At 58.0% G+C, this 17,448-nt stretch carries 17 protein-coding genes; 8 read left to right on the top strand and 9 right to left on the bottom strand.

Annotated features, from left to right (window positions below; genetic code table 11):
- The first annotated feature begins 146 nt into the window (after positions 1-146).
- The 4 genes from ACR0MI_RS18570 to ACR0MI_RS18555 are packed head-to-tail and all read left to right on the top strand — an operon-like array spanning position 147 to position 4,057.
- The gene (locus ACR0MI_RS18570; protein WP_170611350.1) at positions 147-1,271 is read left to right on the top strand and encodes an ABC transporter permease; all 1,125 of its coding nucleotides are present in this window, start codon (positions 147-149) and stop codon (positions 1,269-1,271) included.
- A gap of 1 nt (position 1,272) precedes the next feature.
- Complete coding sequence (locus ACR0MI_RS18565) at positions 1,273-2,088, top strand: ATP-binding cassette domain-containing protein (RefSeq protein ID WP_170611352.1); 816 nt, start codon at positions 1,273-1,275, stop codon at positions 2,086-2,088.
- A 5-nt stretch (positions 2,089-2,093) separates the two neighbouring features.
- Complete coding sequence (locus ACR0MI_RS18560) at positions 2,094-3,410, top strand: MlaD family protein (RefSeq protein ID WP_170611354.1); 1,317 nt, start codon at positions 2,094-2,096, stop codon at positions 3,408-3,410.
- Complete coding sequence (locus tag ACR0MI_RS18555) at positions 3,407-4,057, top strand: ABC-type transport auxiliary lipoprotein family protein (RefSeq protein ID WP_170611356.1); 651 nt, start codon at positions 3,407-3,409, stop codon at positions 4,055-4,057. Before ACR0MI_RS18560 ends, ACR0MI_RS18555 begins: the two co-directional genes overlap by 4 nt.
- 14 nt (positions 4,058-4,071) lie before the next feature.
- Here ACR0MI_RS18555 and ACR0MI_RS18550 read toward each other — a convergent pair whose 3' ends face one another.
- The 3 genes from ACR0MI_RS18550 to ACR0MI_RS18540 are packed head-to-tail and all read right to left on the bottom strand — an operon-like array spanning position 4,072 to position 8,195.
- Entirely contained in the window at positions 4,072-6,018 is a 1,947-nt protein-coding gene (locus ACR0MI_RS18550) for a vWA domain-containing protein (RefSeq protein ID WP_480441587.1), read from the bottom strand.
- Positions 6,015-6,554 carry an RNA polymerase sigma factor gene (locus tag ACR0MI_RS18545; protein ID WP_170611360.1) on the bottom strand — a complete coding sequence of 180 codons (540 nt, stop codon included), beginning with the start codon at positions 6,552-6,554 and terminating at the stop codon, positions 6,015-6,017. Before ACR0MI_RS18545 ends, ACR0MI_RS18550 begins: the two co-directional genes overlap by 4 nt.
- A 60-nt stretch (positions 6,555-6,614) precedes the next feature.
- Positions 6,615-8,195: an FMN-binding glutamate synthase family protein gene (locus ACR0MI_RS18540; protein ID WP_170611362.1), complete on the bottom strand. Its 1,581-nt coding sequence runs from the start codon at positions 8,193-8,195 to the stop codon at positions 6,615-6,617.
- A 240-nt stretch (positions 8,196-8,435) separates the two neighbouring features.
- Here ACR0MI_RS18540 and ACR0MI_RS18535 point away from each other — a divergent pair, with 240 nt between their 5' ends.
- On the top strand, positions 8,436-8,804 hold the full coding sequence (locus ACR0MI_RS18535; protein ID WP_170611364.1) for a FluC/FEX family fluoride channel: 369 nt from the start codon (positions 8,436-8,438) through the stop codon (positions 8,802-8,804).
- Positions 8,801-9,163, top strand: a complete 363-nt coding sequence (locus tag ACR0MI_RS18530) for a FluC/FEX family fluoride channel (RefSeq protein WP_170611366.1) — start codon at positions 8,801-8,803, stop codon at positions 9,161-9,163. The genes ACR0MI_RS18535 and ACR0MI_RS18530 overlap by 4 nt, the downstream gene beginning before the upstream one ends.
- Here the strand turns inward: ACR0MI_RS18530 and ACR0MI_RS18525 are convergent.
- Genes ACR0MI_RS18525 through ACR0MI_RS18500 form a run of 6 tightly spaced genes read right to left on the bottom strand, consistent with a single transcriptional unit; the run spans position 9,160 to position 15,600 of the window.
- Positions 9,160-10,683 (bottom strand): DHA2 family efflux MFS transporter permease subunit, encoded by a 1,524-nt coding sequence (locus ACR0MI_RS18525; RefSeq protein ID WP_170611368.1) that lies wholly within the window; start codon positions 10,681-10,683, stop codon positions 9,160-9,162. The genes ACR0MI_RS18530 and ACR0MI_RS18525 overlap by 4 nt on opposite strands.
- Positions 10,680-11,663 carry an HlyD family secretion protein gene (locus ACR0MI_RS18520; protein ID WP_170816889.1) on the bottom strand — a complete coding sequence of 328 codons (984 nt, stop codon included), beginning with the start codon at positions 11,661-11,663 and terminating at the stop codon, positions 10,680-10,682. The genes ACR0MI_RS18525 and ACR0MI_RS18520 overlap by 4 nt, the downstream gene beginning before the upstream one ends.
- A gap of 38 nt (positions 11,664-11,701) precedes the next feature.
- A complete protein-coding gene (locus tag ACR0MI_RS18515; RefSeq protein ID WP_480441590.1) occupies positions 11,702-12,028 on the bottom strand; it encodes a cytochrome o ubiquinol oxidase subunit IV in 327 nt (108 codons plus the stop codon).
- Positions 12,021-12,653 (bottom strand): cytochrome c oxidase subunit 3, encoded by a 633-nt coding sequence (locus tag ACR0MI_RS18510; RefSeq protein ID WP_170611372.1) that lies wholly within the window; start codon positions 12,651-12,653, stop codon positions 12,021-12,023. Before ACR0MI_RS18510 ends, ACR0MI_RS18515 begins: the two co-directional genes overlap by 8 nt.
- Positions 12,650-14,740, bottom strand: coding sequence for a cbb3-type cytochrome c oxidase subunit I (locus ACR0MI_RS18505; protein WP_170611374.1), 2,091 nt, complete (start codon positions 14,738-14,740; stop codon positions 12,650-12,652). The genes ACR0MI_RS18510 and ACR0MI_RS18505 overlap by 4 nt, the downstream gene beginning before the upstream one ends.
- Entirely contained in the window at positions 14,737-15,600 is an 864-nt protein-coding gene (locus ACR0MI_RS18500; RefSeq protein WP_480441592.1) for a cytochrome ubiquinol oxidase subunit II, read from the bottom strand. The genes ACR0MI_RS18505 and ACR0MI_RS18500 overlap by 4 nt, the downstream gene beginning before the upstream one ends.
- Between ACR0MI_RS18500 and ACR0MI_RS18495 the strand changes: the two genes are divergently transcribed.
- Positions 15,599-15,877 carry a hypothetical protein gene (locus ACR0MI_RS18495; RefSeq protein ID WP_480441594.1) on the top strand — a complete coding sequence of 93 codons (279 nt, stop codon included), beginning with the start codon at positions 15,599-15,601 and terminating at the stop codon, positions 15,875-15,877. The two genes, ACR0MI_RS18500 and ACR0MI_RS18495, sit on opposite strands and share 2 nt — an antisense overlap.
- On the top strand, positions 15,877-17,112 hold the full coding sequence (locus ACR0MI_RS18490; RefSeq protein ID WP_170611376.1) for a lytic murein transglycosylase: 1,236 nt from the start codon (positions 15,877-15,879) through the stop codon (positions 17,110-17,112). Before ACR0MI_RS18495 ends, ACR0MI_RS18490 begins: the two co-directional genes overlap by 1 nt.
- Positions 17,113-17,448 lie beyond the last annotated feature (336 nt).

The following is a 17,448-nucleotide window of genomic DNA, read 5'->3' as shown; positions in this document are numbered from 1 at the left end:
GGCACGACGTGCTGGATTTGGGCGGACCGGCTGCGTGACACAATGGAATCCCAAACTGTCACTCTGACGCAATTGCGCCGCGCGAAAACCGGAAGACCCTGCACATTGCCGTTGCAGCGACCGCGCAATTACAATCACATACGCCCATGACTCTGCCAACGATCACATCAGAGCAAAACGGCGACGGCCTGCGCATATCAGTGGCCGGTGATCTGGTGACTCAGTCGTTGGAACACATCGAGCGCGCCTTTGCCGCGATGCCCCCGTCAGGCAAAGACGTGACCTTGGACCTGTCAGCCGTTGACTCTCTGGATACCGGCGGCGCATGGCTGGTGGCCGATCTCGCGCGCCGATACAAGGCTGCGGGGGCTGAAACGCAGTTTTTGGGCGCTTCTCCCGCTCATTCCGCGCTGATCGATACCGTATCCCGAAACATGCCGGAAAAGTCCAGCACGGTGGAGGGGCGCCGCAGCTTTGTCGACTGGGTCGGTCATCTGGGCGAGAAAACCGTTGGCGCAGGAAAAGATGCCCTGTCGATTCTGGAATTCACGGGGCTGACTTTGCACCGCCTGACCCGGACACTGGTGAAACCATGGCGGCTGCGCCGCGCGGCGTTGGTCACCCATATGGAGGAGACCGGCTTCAAAGCCCTGCCAATTGTTGGATTGATGGGTTTCCTGATCGGCGTGGTTCTGGCGTTTCAGGGGGCGACGCAGCTCAAACAGTTCGGCGCCGAAATTTTTGTGGTCGAACTGATCTCGATCTCGGTTCTGCGGGAACTGGGCATCCTGCTGACGGCCATCATCGTTGCGGGTCGGTCCGGCTCGGCCTTTACCGCGTCTATCGGGTCAATGAAGGTACAGGAAGAAATCGACGCCATGCGCACGTTGGGCCTGGATCCGATTGAGGTACTGGTGGTACCGCGTGTGCTGGCGCTGTTGATCATGTTGCCGATCCTCGGCTTCGTCGCCGACATGGCCGGCCTGATCGGCGGCGCATTGATGAGCTGGATCGACCTTGGTGTTAGCCCGGGAATGTTTCTGACGCGCCTGAAGGAAAATACAGGTGTCTGGCAACTGGCGGTCGGACTGATCAAGGCCCCGTTTTTCGCCTTTGTGATCGGCATCATTTCCTGCTGGCAGGCAATGCAGGTAAAAGGATCAGCCCAAAGCGTGGGCCAGCGAACGACCGCGTCCGTCGTGCAGTCCATTTTCTTGGTGATCGCCATCGACGCCCTGTTTTCGATCTTCTTCTCCGAGATCGGGGTCTGACATGGACGGTACGGCCCCTCAGAAATCCCAACAGACGAATACCCAGCGCGAAGCGGTAATCCGAGTGCGCGGATTGAGAAACCAGTTCGGACCGCAGGTTGTGCATGACGGCCTGGATCTTGATGTCTGGCGCGGTGAGGTACTGGGCATTGTCGGGGGTTCGGGCACCGGGAAATCGGTGCTGTTGCGAACCATTGTGGGGCTGAACAGACCCGCCGCTGGTAGTATCGAGGTTCTGGGTGTCGATGTACTGAACGCGCCCGATGAAGAACGTCAGCGGATCGAAAAACGCTGGGGGGTGGCCTTTCAGGATGGGGCTTTGTTTTCGTCGCTCAGCGTGCTGCAGAATGTCATGGCCCCGCTGCGTGAACACACCGGGATCAGCGAAAAGCTGATGGAGGCATTGGGAAGCCTGAAGATAAGTCTTGTCGGATTGCCACAACTGAGCTGCGGCAAGTTTCCGTCCGAGTTATCAGGCGGTATGCGCAAACGCGCGGCCTTGGCACGGGCTCTGGCACTGGACCCCGAGATCGTGTTTCTGGATGAGCCGACCGCCGGGCTGGACCCGATCGGGGCTGCTGCCTATGACGATCTGATCGGTGAATTGCAGCAGGCGCTTGGGCTGACGGTCTTCATGGTAACGCATGATCTGGACAGCCTTTATGCGATTTGCGACCGCATTGCCGTGCTTGCAGAAAAACGCGTGCTGGTTGAAGGTCCGATTGAGGATATGGTCAAAGTAGATCATCCTTGGGTGCAGGAGTATTTCACAGGCCCCCGCGCGCGCGCAGCGCAACAGAAGGGGCAGGACAGGTAGAGGCGATGGAAACTCGGGCGAACTATATCCTGATCGGCGCGTTTACCCTGGCGGGCATCTTGGGCGTGTTTGGGTTTTTCCTGTGGCTGGCCAAGTTCGAGGTCAATCGCCAATACGCCTATTACGACGTTCTGTTCGAAAACGTGTCAGGTCTGTCAGCAGCTGGCGGCGTCAGTTTCAATGGTCTGCCCGTTGGTCAGGTGGTTTCGCTCAGGCTGGATGAGGGTGACCCCTCAAAAGTCCGCGTTAAGCTCGAGGTGGACGCCGACATTCCCGTAACATCGGAAACCGTCGCCCAGCTTCAGTCGCTTGGCGTCACGGGAGTTGGCTATGTCGAACTGACCGGGGGATCGGTCAATGCGCAGCGGCTGCCGGAAAACAGCGTCATCAAAAGCAAGCGCAGCACGATACAGTCACTGTTCGAAGGAGCCCCGAAGGTTCTGGATCAGGCGATCGTGCTTTTGGAAGACCTGAGCGCCGTGGTGGACGAAAAAAACCGCAAGGCAGTCTCGGATATTCTGAACAATCTGGCGTCAGCGTCCGGGCGGCTGGATAACACTTTGTCGGATTTCGAAAGCCTTTCAAAAGACATCAGCGGAGCCGCAAAGAACATCGGCGCGTTTACCGATCGGCTGGACCAGTTGGCAGACACCGCGGACACCACCCTGAAGGCGGGCACGGACACGCTGCAAAGCATAAAAACCGCCTCAGATTCAGCTGTCGGCGCATTGGATGAGGCCAAGACAACTCTGGCCACGGCCGATCAGGTGTTGAAGCAGGACATCAAGCCGTTCCTGGATCGTGGCTCACAACTGGCCGAACGTCTGATCGGCCTGTCTGACGAGGGCAGCGTGGCACTGGGCGTAATTTCGGAAACGGTGCTGAACGCAAATTCGACCTTGGCCACGATCTCATCGACAATGGACACGGCCAATGGGGCGCTCGCTTCGGCCGAGCGTGCCTTTGATTCAGCCAACCGTGTCATGGACGAAGATGTTTCGGTCGTCGTGGAAGACATTCGGAACGCAGCCAATCAGGTGGCGGAGACAGTTTCAAATGTCACGGAGCGGATCGACAAGATATCTGACGACATTCTCAATGCCTCGAAATCCGCATCCGAATTGCTGGAAACGATCGATGGCATCGTGCAGGACAACCGCCGGCAGGTCTCGGATTTCCTGCGGGTCGGATTGCCGCAATTCGTCCGCTTCATCGAGGAATCCCAGCGTCTGGTCATCAGTCTGGATCGCCTGGTCGACAAGGTCGAGCGTGACCCGGCGCGCTTCCTGCTGGGCACACAAGCTTCGGAGTTTCGCCAATGATTAAACGCCTCTCTCTGGCTCTGATGATCGGGGCGCTTGGCGGTTGCACGGGGTTGGGTACGCTGAAACAGGCGTCGAAGCCGAACGATCTGTATCTGCTGACGCCCAAAAGCACGTTTTCGTCATCGCTGCCGCGCATCAGCAAGCAGATCGTCGTCGAGGAGCCAACGGCAACGGCGGCCGTCAACACCGACCAGATTGCGGTGCAGCCTAACCCGTTGCAGGTCCAATACCTTCCACGTGCCAGATGGGTCGACCGTGCGCCGTTGATCGTTCAGGCCCTTTTGGTGGAGAGCTTTGAAAACAGCAACAAGGTGGCCGCAGTTGGTCGGTCCACAGTCGGTCTGCGCGCTGATTATGTGATTGTACCTGATCTGCGCGAGTTTCAGGGGATCGTGGTCGCCGATACCGAGAACACCAAAACCGTGCGTGTCGAAGTGCGGATGAACATCAAGATCATCGACGATTTCGACGACAAGATCATCGCTTCGAACTCGTTCCAGGAATTTGTCGTCTCAGCCAGCGACCAGACGCCAGATCTGGTCGAGGCTTTTGACGTCGCACTGGGAAAAACCATGCGCGACGCCGTGGAATGGAGCGTCCGCAGGATCAACAATCACGCGGCCAGTAACCCCCGCGCATTCTGATCCTGCACCAAAGACTACTCGGACAGCGACTCGGCCAGACGCATCAGCGTCACGGCTTCCGCACGGTAGCCGAACGGGTCATCGCCTTTGGCTGCATTTGCCAGTGAAATGGCGTCGTCGTAGGACCAGGTGCCCAAATATTCACCGCCGCGCAACAACTGGCCAAACCCGGCAATCGCAGTTGAAAAGCGTGCATCATCGGTCGGCACCCCCTGCCCCGGCAGGATAGGTTGCTCGATCATCTGGCTTTGGCTGGCACCGGGGACCTTGTAACGCAACTTGAAGAACCCGATCTCATCCAAGCCGTCCGGCGCGGTTTCAATTGCATAGCGCAGCGGTCCGTTTCGAATGGCGTCCGAGCCTGTGGGCGTCACCTCGTAGATGGCGGTCACGCTATGGCCCGCACCGATATCTCCGGCGTCCACCTTATCGTTTGAAAAGTCCTCGCGCCGCAGGGCACGGGTTTCATAGCCGATCAGACGGTATTCAGCGATTTGTGCAGGATTGAACTCGACCTGTATCTTGACGTCATTGGCAATGGGGAACAGCGCCCCGGTCAGTTGATCGACCAGAACTTTACGCGCCTCGCCCAGCGTATCGATATAGGCCGCCTGGCCGTTTCCATATTGCGCCAGCGCCTGCATGGTCGCGTCATCCAGATTACCCCGGCCAAAACCAAGCACGCTGAGATAGGTTCCGCTGTCCCGTTTGCGGGCAATGAAATCCTTCAGCGCGTCCGGGTCGGACAAACCGACATTGAAATCCCCATCCGTCGCCAGGATCACGCGCGTGACGTCCCCGTCATCTGCCATGGCCTCGGCAACCTGATAAGCCTGCTGCAACCCCGCCTGACCGGCCGTCGATCCACCCGCCTGCAACTGATCAAGGGCGTTCATGATCTTGGTCCGATCCGCCGCTGTGGTCGGCTCCAGAACCTGACCCGCACTGCCGGCATATGTCACGATCGAGACCTGATCTTCGGGACGAAGCTCGGACAACAACAGGCGGAAGGATTGCTTGAGCAGTGGCAACTTGTTCGGCTGCTGCATGGACCCCGACGTATCGATCAGAAAAACAAGGTTCAGCGGCGGCCGATCTTCAATCTGCGGCAACGCGCCCTGAATACCGATATGCACAAGCTGAGTGCCCTCGTTCCAGGGCGTCGGTGTCACCGTGATCGTCGGCCGGAAAGGCGCATCTCCTTCGGGAGCAGGATACGTGTAGGGGAAATAGTTCACCATCTCTTCGACCCGCACCGCATCTTTGGACGGCAGCCGACCGTTCATCAGAGAGGATCGGACGATGCCATAGGACGCCGTATCCACATCAATTGAGAACGTAGAGACCGGATCGTCAGTGGTGATCTTCAACGGGTTGGTTTCGCTGTTGGAAAAGGTTTCTGTGTTTTGTTCTGGTTCGGCAACCGGTGCAAGCATGCGTTTCGCAGAATGTTCGGACGCGCTGGTCGCATATCCCAGGACAACACCGCCAACGAGCGCCTCAGCCATGCCCCTCTCGGGTTTTGCAGACGGCACGATGGCCTCTGCTGCAGGAACATCGGCAATCGGCTCCTCCAGCAGGGGCTGGGGCACAGCATGGGCAATATCCGCTTCCGGCTCTTTACTCAATTGCGGAGATGACACGTCACTTTCGCCGCGGGACAACGGATTGACCACGATGTCCTGCACCTGCGGCACGATCAGGATTAGGGCAACAGCGGCTATCGCAGTGGTCGCGGTCAACACGCCACGGTGGGAGAGGGCATTCAACATCGATTTCGCTCCTTCAGTCATGCGGGCCAAGAGGCCTCGCTTGACAGTGGGACGCGCCCCGTTGCCCGATCCTTGGGCGCGGGAGAAATTTTTTTGCGCCGTGGCCAGATTATCAGCCCGGCGCCGGGCATCCGGTGCGGGGGTTGCCGCATCCATCAGCGCCCAGAGATCATCCAGATCGTCGGTCATTGCGCCAACTCCTCTTGCCGCATTGCCTTCAGGCGTTTGCGGACATCCGACATCCGCCAGGATATCGTACCTTCCGAGACACCCAGGACCTGAGCCGCCTCGGCATGGGTCATTTCATCCTCAAGCGTCAGTGCCAGTGTGTCCTGCAGCTCCTGCGGCAGCGACCGCATAGCCCGTTGCAGCCAATCCATGGCTTCTGTGGTTTCCGCCGCCTCCGCGCGGCGCATTTGTTCGACATCGCCCCACCCCGCCGCGGCTTTTTCATGGCTTGCCCGGCGCCGTCGCGCATCTTCTGCCGCGTTAACCACGACGCGGTACAGCCACGTGGTGAACTTTGCCTGTGCCCGAAACCCCTTGATCTTGGCCGGTAGAGCGGCACAGATATCCTGCGTCAGATCCTCGGCCCTGTCCGCGTGACCGGTCAGCCGAAATGCCAATCGGAAGACGAGATCATAGTGGCGCGCCAACAAGGTGGCGAACGCGTTCGCGTCGCCTTTGGCTGCCGCCTTTGCCAGGTTTTCGTCAGACGTCGTCATCCGCATCACGTTGATAAGACGGATACCAGGCGTCAATCCTTGGCGCGTTCCGAAAAAGAATCAAAAATGAGCGGCCGAGGCTGTTTTCCAGTCTTCTGCAAACATCACGGGTATCGCTTCAGTCAGCAGAGCACCGTCGTCGATGAACGAATAAAGCTCTGCATATGTCCGCTCGCACTCATCCGCCGTGCGGCGGTGAATATCCGACGGACGCAGGTCGACAACCTTTTCCTTACCCATCGCGCCAAGCAACTCGCGAAAGCTTTCCAACGTGGCATCATGATACCGGTGAACGCGCTGACGCTTCTGCGGGACGTTCACGGCCCGACCCCGGACCGGATCCTGTGTCGCCACGCCCGAAGGACAGCGGTTGGTGTTGCAGTGCAAGGCCTGAATGCAGCCCACCGCGAACATCATGGCCCGCGCCGCGTTACACATGTCCGCCCCCAAAGCGAACTTCTCGATCATGTCATAACCAGTCGCTACCTTGCCCGAGCAGATGACGCGTATCTGGTCGCGCAAACCTACGCCGCGCAGGCAGTTGTTCACAAAGATCAGAGCCTCATTCAGAGGCATGCCCAACCGGTTGGTAAACTCGACCGGGGCCGCCCCGGTGCCACCCTCCGCACCGTCAACGGTAATGAAATCGGGCAGAATACCGGTCTCCAGCATTGCCTTGCAGATCGCCATGAATTCGGACGGTTTACCGATGCACAGCTTGAACCCCACCGGTTTGCCACCCGACATTTCCCGCAGGTGTTGAACGAAATGCATCAGGCCCGTCGGGCCTTCAAACGCAGAATGCGTGGGGGGTGAGATGACATCCTGGTGCACCGGCACACCACGAATCTCGGCAATCTCTTCATCAACCTTGGCCGCGGGCAGAACGCCACCATGCGAAGGCTTTGCCCCCTGTGACAGCTTGATTTCGATGGCCTTGACCACCTCTTTTTTTGCTTTTTCGGCAAAGAGATCCTTGTCAAAACCGCCCTCCGGGGTACGGCATCCGAAATAACCGGTCCCGATCTGCCAGATGATATCCCCACCTTCGGCCAGATGGTGCGGCGACAGCCCGCCTTCGCCTGTGTTGTGTGCAAACCCACCATCCCTGGCTCCGCCGTTCAGCGCCCGGATCGCGTTGGCGCTGAGGGCCCCAAAGCTCATGGCAGAAACATTCAGTCGGGACGCGCTGTAGGGTTGGTCACATTGCGGCCCGCCAAGCGTTACCCTTTCTTCGCTTTCGGGCACGTGTTTAGGCGCAAGTGAATGGGCAGCGCGTGTGTAGCCAACGGTGAGGATATCGTATTGTGTTCCGAAGGCCTGCGTATCCACCTGACCCTTGGCTCGGGAATAGACCAACGACCGGACGATCCGGTTGTAAGGCCGACCGCTTTCATTGGTTTCCACGAAATATTGGCGGATTTCCGGGCTTACGAATTCCAGCATATAGCGAAAGTGCCCTAGGACCGGATAATTGTTCAGCACGTTGTGCCGGGTTGTCATCAGGTCATATGCCCCAACCACAGCATAGGGCACCAGCAAGACCAGCAACCAATGGATCGGAGACCAGAAAAATCCCAGCAGCAGGGTCAACGGCAAAACGACGCAACTGAGCACGAAATAAAGCCTGCGAACGATCATTTTCGGTCTCCTTGCGCTTGGCGGGCCGGGGTTTGCTTGGCTTAACGAGAGGCTTTTTGGCTATGGATTGCAAGCCTTTGTATGTTTTGCATTCTGATCAGACGGAAATGTGATGATCTGCGATGGGTCCCGACTTTGGTTGATCCCACACCTGCCAGTCTGTATGCCAAACAGACACCAGAACAGGCCCGACCCTTGGCAGAGCGAGCGAAACAGGCAACATACCGGCACCATGCGCTTATGTTCACTGCCGTATTCGTAGGCGGAGCGGCAGGGTCGCTGCTGCGCGAGGTGTTTGCCGTCAACTTACCCGGGTTGCCCTACCTAACCTCAACTTTCGGGATCAACGTGGTCGCGTGCTTTGTTCTGGGCTGGCTGTACTCCGTACGCCACCGTGTCCATGCACATGTGCTGCATCTGGGTGCGGTCGGGTTTTGCGGGGGGCTTTCGACCTTTTCCTCCTTCGTTGCCGATCTTGAAGTCATGGCAATGTCCAGCGGCTGGATGGCCGCTGTCGCCGCCGTGGCGGAAATTGCTGTCGGTCTGGGAGCCGCAATTCTGGGTGAGATGACGGGGCGGCGGTTCCAATCAGGTGGTTCCCGGACATGACCGACCTGTATCTGCACGCAATGTTTGGCCTGGGTGGGGGTATTGGCGCCGTGATGCGACATTGGCTTGCGCTTAAAGTCACGCACCAACTGCCATTGTCCACGCTGATCGTGAATATTCTGGGCAGTCTCTTTTTGGGCCTGTGGATAGGGTATCTGGGCGGTGCCGCAGACATGGGCGAAGAAGAAAAACGGCTGGTTTTTGGGTTTTGCGGCGGGTTCACGACCTTTTCCAGCTTCGCCTATCAGTCGCTGGAACTGCACCGCGAACGGACAATCGCTTTGGCAGCCGGGAATATCCTGCTCAGCCTTGTTTTGTGCTGGGCGAGCTTGTGGTTGGGTCTGACGGTCATGCGCTAATGTGCATGAACGCTGACTTCCGTTCCCGGTTTCGGCGCCCGACAAAAGAATACCAGTGGGATCGTCGCCAATGCCAGAAGCCCAAGGTTGTTGAATACAGTCAGATAAGAGATCATCTCAGCCTGCAGCGCGATCTCCTGCCCCAGAATTGCCGCCCCTTGCGGGCTGTCCGGTGTCAGGCCAAGCGGCTTCAGATATGCCTGTGCGGCGGGATTGTACGGCGTCACGTTCTGGCTGAGGGTCGCGGTATTCGTCTGCAGACCACGCACGACCCAAGTACCAACCAGCGATATGCCAACTGACGAGCCCAACTGCCGGGTCACGTTGAACAGCCCCGAGGCTTCGTCCTGGCGGGCCTTGCTAATGCTTTCGAAGGCAAGAATGGACATGGGTACAAAAACCAGTCCCATGCCCAATCCGCTGACCGCACCCGGCCAGGCCAATTGCCAGAAACCGGCATTCAGATTGAGCGCGCCCAGCATGAAGTTCCCGATGGCTGTCAGCAATAAACCCAGACCGGTCAAAAGCCTGGGATCGAACCGTGTAACCAGCACGGAACCCGTCAACACCATCGACAATCCCGCCGCAATCCCACGCGGGATGAACAAATGCCCGGACTCGATGACCGGAAAGTCCAGAAGGTTCTGGACAAAGGTCGGCAGGATCGCGATCCCTCCGAACAGGGAAATCGCAAAACCTGCGATGATCAGATTGCACAGCGCGAAATTGCGATCCGCAAACAGCCGCAGGTCGACAACCGCGTTTTTGGCGGACAGGGCATGAACAATAAAACCCAGCGCGCCCAGAACCGAGGCGATCAACGCGACCTGAATGACCCGAGAGGACAGCCAATCCTTGGTCTCGCCCTGATCGAGTATGAATTGAAGGCATCCGATCCCGACCGCCAGCAGCGCAAGACCTTTCCAGTCAATCCGGACGTCTTCGGTCTTGTCATCAGGCAGTTCCCCGGCCAGCAGCAACAGTGCCATGGCCGCCACGGGAAGGTTGACGAAGAACACCATGCGCCACGAGAAATACTCGGTCAGGATTGCACCGACTGTAGGCCCAAGAACCGGCGCGACGACCACACCCAACCCGAATACAGCCATTGCATTTCCGCGTTTTTCCTTTGGAAACGCATCAAACAGGATGGATTGCGATAGGGGGATCAGGAACGCTCCGAACATGCCTTGCGCCAGACGGAACGCGACAATGGTCTCAAGGCTCCAGGACAGGCCACACATCACCGACATGGTGGCGAACCCGGTAACAGCGGTCAGGATCAGGCGGCGGCGGCCCACTCGCCGCGCAACAAACCCGGTCAAGGGCATAACCACAACAGCCGAGACGATATAGCTGGTCAATATCCATGTCGCCTGATCGGTGGTCGCTCCGAATGCCGCCTGAATATGAGGCAGAGCGACGTTGACGATCGTGCTGTCCAGCACCTCAAGGATGGCGCTCAGCAATACGGCGATAACGATCACCGGATTCACATGGCTGGCGACCTTAGATGTCACTTTTCAGCCTGATCAGTCGTTGTGTCCACGGTCACTTTACTGCTGCCACCGACGCGCAAGGGTGCGTCGGTCGGATCCAGCGCGATGCGCACGGGAAATCGACGTGTAACCTTGACCCAGTTCCCGCTGGAATTCTCGGACGGCAATAGAGAGAATGTATCCCCCGACCCCCGACCGATCGAGGCGACCTTGCCGGTCAGCGACACGCCCGGCAACATATCGATCCTGACGGTCACGGGCTGACCCGGACGAATGCGCGGCAATTCAGTTTCCTTGAAATTGGCATCCACCCACCAATCAGAAGACTCGACAATAGAAAATTGCGGGGCGTTGGCAGATACAGCTGAGCCGGGCCGTAGGGTCAGATTGGCGATCCAGCCGTCTGCCGCAGCGTAAACTTTGGTCCAGTTCAGGTTCGCCTTCGCAATTTCAAGCTGCGCCTGTGCCGCCAGCACATCGTCCTTTTTCGCCGCCAATCCGCTGCGCAATGCCAGAAGGCTGGACTGGCTTGTCGTCAGCCGTGCCGAGGCCTGCGCGGCATCGGTCGTGGCCTGATCCAGCGAGACCTGCGCGACATCCCCGCTGGCGAACAACGCCTTTGAGCGCTCGAAATTCTTCTGTGCAGTATCAAATGCGGATTGCGCCGACTTCACTGATGCTTCGGCTGCCGCGATCTGGGTTGAATAGGACTGGGCCTGCTGCCTGGCACTGTCCAGATCGGCCTGGGCCTGATCGACCGACGCGCTAAATTGTGTGGCATCGATTTCAAACAAAAGATCGCCCGCTTTGACCTTTTGGTTTTCTATGACAGAAAGGCCGGACACCTGCCCTGTGACCTGCGCAGCAACATAAATGATGTTGGCACCGATATAGGCGTCCTTGGTCGACGGGTAACGCTCCTCATGGCGCCAGTACAGAAGAAGTCCGGCGGCAATCGTGCCCAGCATGGCAATTACAGCCACGGTCTTCAGGGATTTCATGTGATCCGTTCCAAATGAGTGCTGAAGTTAAGGATCCGTCACATCGGGATCGTGTGCATCCGCACAGACAGATTTCCCAGAATCCAGACAGTTCCAAGGATGATGATGAGCAGGACCAATGTCGAAAACAGGACCAGATCCAGATCCTCGCGGCTGCTGCGGCGACGGTCGATGTGCAGAAAATAGACCAGTTGAACAATCAACTGCACCAGACCCAGAAGGCCAATGGTCAGATAGACCCCGGGTGTTTCGATACCGTACCGATAGGCGATCATGAATACGGCCAGGGTCAGCACCAGCGACCCGCCATACCCTATCAGATATCGGCGCCGTTCGCGGCGGAACATCTCGGTCTGCTTATCCATAAGTCAGCCCTCCGAAGTAGACGATGGTGATGATGCCGATCCAGATCAGGTCAAGGAAATGCCAGAACAGCGCCAGCCTTATGACGCGCGAGATCACCTTGTCGGTCATCCCCATCACCCGAAGCTGAATGCCCAGCACGACGAGCCAGACACAGCCAGCGGCCACATGCAACCCGTGCAACGGGACCAACCCGAAGAAGGCAGACAGAAACCCGCTGCGCTGTGGCACCCCACCCTTTTCCGCCATGGCCATGAAGTCGCGAACCTCAAGCACCAGAAAGCTGATGCCCAGCAGCAATGTCAGGCAGAACCAGAATATGACACGCACGCGCGGCCGGTTGTATTTCAACGCCAGCATGGCCAGACCAACCGTCAGACTGCTGGTCAGCAGGATCATGGTCTGGGCGAAGATGCTGTAAAGGTCGAACAGTTCATGCGGTCCGGGGCCACCCGCCTGCGCGTCGATCATCGTGATATAGATCGCGAACATCAGGCCGAAATAGACCAGATCGCTCATCAGGAAGACCCAGAATCCGAATGTTACGACCTCGCTCGATTTATCGGCGCTGGCGTGGTTTTCACCCAGATTCAGACCCGGATAGCTGTGTGAGGGTGCGCGTCTCATGTCGCAGCCTCCAGATCGGGGCCGGCAAGACCGCGGTTTTCCGAGGCGGTTTCCAGATCACGGTTCACGGGTTGGGATTTGCGCACCAGATTCAGCCAGGCTTCGTGCTGTTTGCGGACCTCTTCGGCCGGGATCACCTCCTCGGTGTCGGTGTTAAAAGTCCAGATGACGACCGACAGGATCATCAGAACGGTCATCAGGATGGCCAGCCACCAGATCCACCAGACCAAAGCGAACATCCAAACACCGCTGAGCACGCAAAGCACAAAACCGATGGCTGTATTGCGGGGCATCTCGATGTCTTCATAGGCATCCGCGGATGGGTAGGCCGTTCCGTTTTCCTTGGCTGCGGCAAAGTCATCCCGGTCGGACACCTGCGGAATGATCGCAAAATTGTATGCCGGCGGCGGTGCCGGTGTCGCCCATTCCAGCGTTCGCGCGTCCCACGGGTCGCCAACCGGTACACGTGTCTTTTCGCGATCCCTGATACTGACCCAAAGTTGCACCAGCACCGACAGAAGCGCCATCAGAATGACGAGCGAGCCGACAACCGCGACGATCATGTAGGGGTGGAAGCTCGGATCCTCCCAACTGAAGGACCGGCGCGGCATACCCATCAGGCCAACAAAGTAAAGCGGCAGGAAAGTCAGCATGAAGCCAACGGTCCACAGGGCCACAGACACCCTGCCCCAAAACTCGCTTAGCCGAAAGCCAAACGCCTTGGGGAACCAGTAATTGTATCCGGCCAACAGGCCAAACAGCACACCCGGCAACAGCACGTTGTGGAAATGAGCCACCAGAAACAGGGTATTGTGTACCTGATAATCCACGGTGGGATTAGCCAGTATCACGCCGCTAAGCCCGCCGATGACAAACAGCATCAGAAACGACAGGCCATACAGCATCGGAACCGAGAACCGGATACGGCCACGGTACAGAGTCGCCATCCAGTCATAGACCTTTACGCCGGTCGGGATGGCAATCAGCATGGTCGCGATGCCGAAAACCGCGTTGATCAGGGCGCTTTGGCCCATGGTGAAGAAGTGGTGCAACCAGACGGTAAAGGACAGCACCGCAATCGACATCGTGGCGATAACCAGTGAGTTATATCCATACAACCGTTTGGCCGAAAAGGTCGCGAAGATCTCGGAATAGATACCATAGGCGGGCAGAACCAAAAGGTAGACCTCGGGGTGGCCGAACAGCCAGAACAGGTTGGCATAGTTCATCATGTTGCCGCCAAGGTCGTTGGTGAAAAAGTGGAAGTCGAGATAGCGATCGGCCGCCAGCAACAGCGCGGCGACCCCAAGCGGCGGCATGGCGAAGATGATCAGGATCGAACTGCAGATGATCGTCCAGCAGTACATCGGAAGCCGCATGAACGTCATTCCGGGCGCGCGCAGTTTGTAAATCGTGACGGCAAAGTTGATGCCCGTCAGCGTTGTGCCGACGCCCGAGACGACAATGGCCCAGATCCAGTAATCCGGTCCAACGCCCGGATTGAAGGTTGCACCCGTGTAGGGCGGATAGGCCGTCCAGCCGCCCGTCGAGAACTCACCCACAACCAACGACACCATCAGCATCATGCCAGCCGAAACGGTCAGTCCCAACCCGATCTGGTTCATCACCGGAAACGCCACATCCCGCGCGCCAATCATCAACGGGACTAGATAATTTGCGACCCCAAAGACAAACGGAACGGCGACAAAAAACACCATTATCGTACCATGGGTGCTGAACAGTTCCGCGAAATGTTCAGCCTCAAGAAATCCGTCGCCCGGTCCCGCCGCTTGCTGGGCGCGCATGACAACGCCCTCCAACACGCCGCGCGCCAACATGACGATGGCGAAGACGATATACATGATGCCGATCTTCTTGTGGTCCGCACTGGTCAGCCAGTCCCGCCACAACGGTCCCCAAAGGCGGAACCACGTCAGCAGGCCCAAAACCGCAATGGCACCGACGATCACGATGCCCGCCGCCACATTGGCCACGATTTCATTGGCGTTGGGATCCCGGATCAGTCCGCTGATCGGAAAGGCATCCCAGTCGAGGCGGCCAAAGAACCCTGATCCGACCGTCGTCATTGACTGACCTCCTGCCCGAACTGCGCGGTTCCCGGCTGTTGATCCCGAGGCAACGGTTCGCCGCTGTGGTATCGGTGAAGAATGGACATGAACAGATCTTTGTCATCCAGAGTAAAATAGAGCGCGTTTTCCGGCATTTTCGCCGTGCCAAGCGCCGCCTGAACCTCATCCCGGTCAGTTCGCTTGGCCAAAGTCCGATAGGTTTCAGGGTCAAGCGGGATACCATTGGAACGCACACTTTCCACCCATGCATTGAAATCGTCAGGCTGCATCGCCAGCGTCTGAAACTTCTGTTTTGTAAAACCCCGACCATTGTACTGAGTGTTTTCCCCCTGCATCCGTTCAGGATGGTCAGCAACAAGGTGCAGTTTGGTTGTCATCCCCGGCATGGCATAGATCTGACCCGCCAAGGCCGGGATCATGAAGGACTGCATTACAGTGTCGGTTGTCAGCGTCATCGCCACCTGCTGCTTGACCGGGATGCCCAGCTCTCCGACACTTGCAATGCCCAGGTCGGGGTAGATGAACAGCCATTTCCAGTCGAGCCCGACAACCTGCACCTCCAACGCGGGCGCATCACCGAAAGGCGCGGCATAAGGGTCAAGACGATGGGTCGCCTTCCACAGGTAGAAGGACAGTATCGCCACTATGACAACAGGCACCCCCCACATCAGGAATTCCAGCCTGGACGAAAAGTCCCAGTTTGGTCGATACTCGGCAGTGCTGCCCTTGTGGCGGCGGTAACGCAGGGCGATCAAGGGAACCAGCACGAGGACAGGAATAACCGCGACCATGATCAATATTGTCGCGCGCAGCAGATGGGTTTTCTGAAACGCCGCAATTGGCCCTTGCGGGTTCATGAAACTGCCGCTTGCTCCAGCCAATTGGGCCGAGGCAAACAAAACCACCAATGCCGCCAGTATAGAAACTGGCGCAGGAGAGATCCTGAAACTGGTCACGCCTGCCCGTCCTCTCATGCCGTTGTTTTCCGCCCAACTATCGACACTGTCACAGATTTTCTCAAGGTTTTTTACCGTACCGGAGATTGATCGGCGCGCTGGCGGCTCAACCAAAGCCGACAAACGGAGGCCATGGCTGTTGACTTGCACTGCGCCAGAGTTGAAACCGGAGTGGTGATGAAACTGTTTGTTTTTGTTCTTTCCCTTCTGTGCCTGCCAGCCGTAACGTTAGCGCAGGATCGCGCCGCGGTTGAAAAACAGTTTCGAACCTGGCTGAACACCACGGTCTGGCCTCAGGCCCGCGCCAAAGGCGTTTCGCGTCGCACGATGGAAGCGGCTTTTGAGGGCGTGACCCTGAATTGGGATCTGCCCGACCTCGTCCCTCCCGGTACGAAGGCAAAAACTCCCAGACAGCAAAAACAGGCCGAGTTCGGGTCCCCGGGGCGTTACTTAAACGCTGGTTCCGTAAACGGCGCCACATCGGAAGGGCGAAGAATGGCGGCCCGCCATTCCACCACACTGGACCAGGTCGAAAGACAGACGGGTGTGCCAGGCCGGATCATTCTGGCGATATGGGGTCGTGAAAGCGGGTATGGTCAGGTGCCGATCCGGTACGACGCGTTCGAGGTTCTTGGCACCAAGGGGTTCATGAGCACACGCGCCGAGTACTTCACAGCCGAACTGGTCGCCGCCCTGCAGATCGCGCAGGCCGACCACATGCCTGCGCGCACCATGAAAAGCAGTTGGGCCGGGGCGCTTGGGCAGCCACAATTCATGCCGTCGAACTTCCTGACCTATGCAGCAGATGGAAACGGCGACGGACGCACCGACATCTGGGGTTCGGCGGAAGACACAATCGCGTCAATCGGGAACTATCTGCACCGTCATGGCTGGATCTCTGGTCGGGACTGGGGGTTCGAGGTTGATGTTCCCGGGTCGGTCTCCTGTGCGCTTGAAGGCCCGGATCAGGGTCGCCCCATCCATGAATGGGAGGCGATGGGGATCACGCGCGTCTCCGGCAAACCGTTTCCGGCCCACGAAAGGGACGGCGTTGGGTATCTGATGATGCCGGCGGGACGGTTCGGGCCTGCCTTTGTCGTGACACCCAATTTCTATGTGCTCAAAGAGTACAACAAAAGCGACCTCTACGCCCTGTTCGTGGGCCACGTCGGCGACCGTATTCAATATGGGGTCGGCGATTTCACCGGGCGCTGGGGCAAGGTCGGCGGGCTTTATCGATCAGACGTTGCCACGATGCAAAGGGCGCTGGAGAAACAGGGGCACGATGTCGGTGGAGCGGACGGATTGCCGGGGTTCAAAACGCGCCGGTCAATCGGGCGCTGGCAGTCTTCGACAGGTCAGTCCCCTACCTGCTTTCCGCAGGCGCACATGAAAGCGGACCTGAGGGGCTGAGCGTCATTCGATCGGCACCAAGGGTGTAGCGATTCGCTGTCTCCCGGCCTTGGATGCGCAGGTCTTGGCGGTTTTCCAAAGACACATTCTGGATACAGGTTCACGAAAATGTCACGGACCCCCCGGGGTTCCTTCCTAAAATTTCCGACGCACCCACGGTTTAGGAAGTAATCCACCTTTGGTTGTTCAAACGAACGACCAAGGCTTTAACCTTTTCGAAAACAATGTCACCTTCTGCCGCAGTGAAAGGCGACTTTCGCAAACAGTTCCCGACTGCGTACCGAAAGACTGCGACGCGGTGTTCATTGCGATCAGTAACAAGACATATGGACCCCT

The organism is Ruegeria sp. D4 (assembly GCF_056534475.1).
The sequence above is the reverse complement of the archived record's forward strand: the minus strand, read 5'-3'. Positions and strand labels throughout refer to the sequence as shown.

What these genes read in the sequence shown, in the direction of transcription:
- ACR0MI_RS18570 (WP_170611350.1), top strand. Translation starts at nt 147, where the DNA reads ATGACTCTGCCAACGATCACATCAGAGCAAAACGGCGACGGCCTGCGC.
- ACR0MI_RS18565 (WP_170611352.1), top strand. Translation starts at nt 1,273, where the DNA reads ATGGACGGTACGGCCCCTCAGAAATCCCAACAGACGAATACCCAGCGC.
- ACR0MI_RS18560 (WP_170611354.1), top strand. Translation starts at nt 2,094, where the DNA reads ATGGAAACTCGGGCGAACTATATCCTGATCGGCGCGTTTACCCTGGCG.
- ACR0MI_RS18555 (WP_170611356.1), top strand. Translation starts at nt 3,407, where the DNA reads ATGATTAAACGCCTCTCTCTGGCTCTGATGATCGGGGCGCTTGGCGGT.
- ACR0MI_RS18550 (WP_480441587.1), bottom strand. Translation starts at nt 6,018, where the DNA reads ATGACCGACGATCTGGATGATCTCTGGGCGCTGATGGATGCGGCAACC.
- ACR0MI_RS18545 (WP_170611360.1), bottom strand. Translation starts at nt 6,554, where the DNA reads ATGACGACGTCTGACGAAAACCTGGCAAAGGCGGCAGCCAAAGGCGAC.
- ACR0MI_RS18540 (WP_170611362.1), bottom strand. Translation starts at nt 8,195, where the DNA reads ATGATCGTTCGCAGGCTTTATTTCGTGCTCAGTTGCGTCGTTTTGCCG.
- ACR0MI_RS18535 (WP_170611364.1), top strand. Translation starts at nt 8,436, where the DNA reads ATGTTCACTGCCGTATTCGTAGGCGGAGCGGCAGGGTCGCTGCTGCGC.
- ACR0MI_RS18530 (WP_170611366.1), top strand. Translation starts at nt 8,801, where the DNA reads ATGACCGACCTGTATCTGCACGCAATGTTTGGCCTGGGTGGGGGTATT.
- ACR0MI_RS18520 (WP_170816889.1), bottom strand. Translation starts at nt 11,663, where the DNA reads ATGAAATCCCTGAAGACCGTGGCTGTAATTGCCATGCTGGGCACGATT.
- ACR0MI_RS18515 (WP_480441590.1), bottom strand. Translation starts at nt 12,028, where the DNA reads ATGGATAAGCAGACCGAGATGTTCCGCCGCGAACGGCGCCGATATCTG.
- ACR0MI_RS18510 (WP_170611372.1), bottom strand. Translation starts at nt 12,653, where the DNA reads ATGAGACGCGCACCCTCACACAGCTATCCGGGTCTGAATCTGGGTGAA.
- ACR0MI_RS18505 (WP_170611374.1), bottom strand. Translation starts at nt 14,740, where the DNA reads ATGACGACGGTCGGATCAGGGTTCTTTGGCCGCCTCGACTGGGATGCC.
- ACR0MI_RS18495 (WP_480441594.1), top strand. Translation starts at nt 15,599, where the DNA reads ATGAAACTGCCGCTTGCTCCAGCCAATTGGGCCGAGGCAAACAAAACC.
- ACR0MI_RS18500 (WP_480441592.1), bottom strand. Translation starts at nt 15,600, where the DNA reads ATGAACCCGCAAGGGCCAATTGCGGCGTTTCAGAAAACCCATCTGCTG.
- ACR0MI_RS18490 (WP_170611376.1), top strand. Translation starts at nt 15,877, where the DNA reads ATGAAACTGTTTGTTTTTGTTCTTTCCCTTCTGTGCCTGCCAGCCGTA.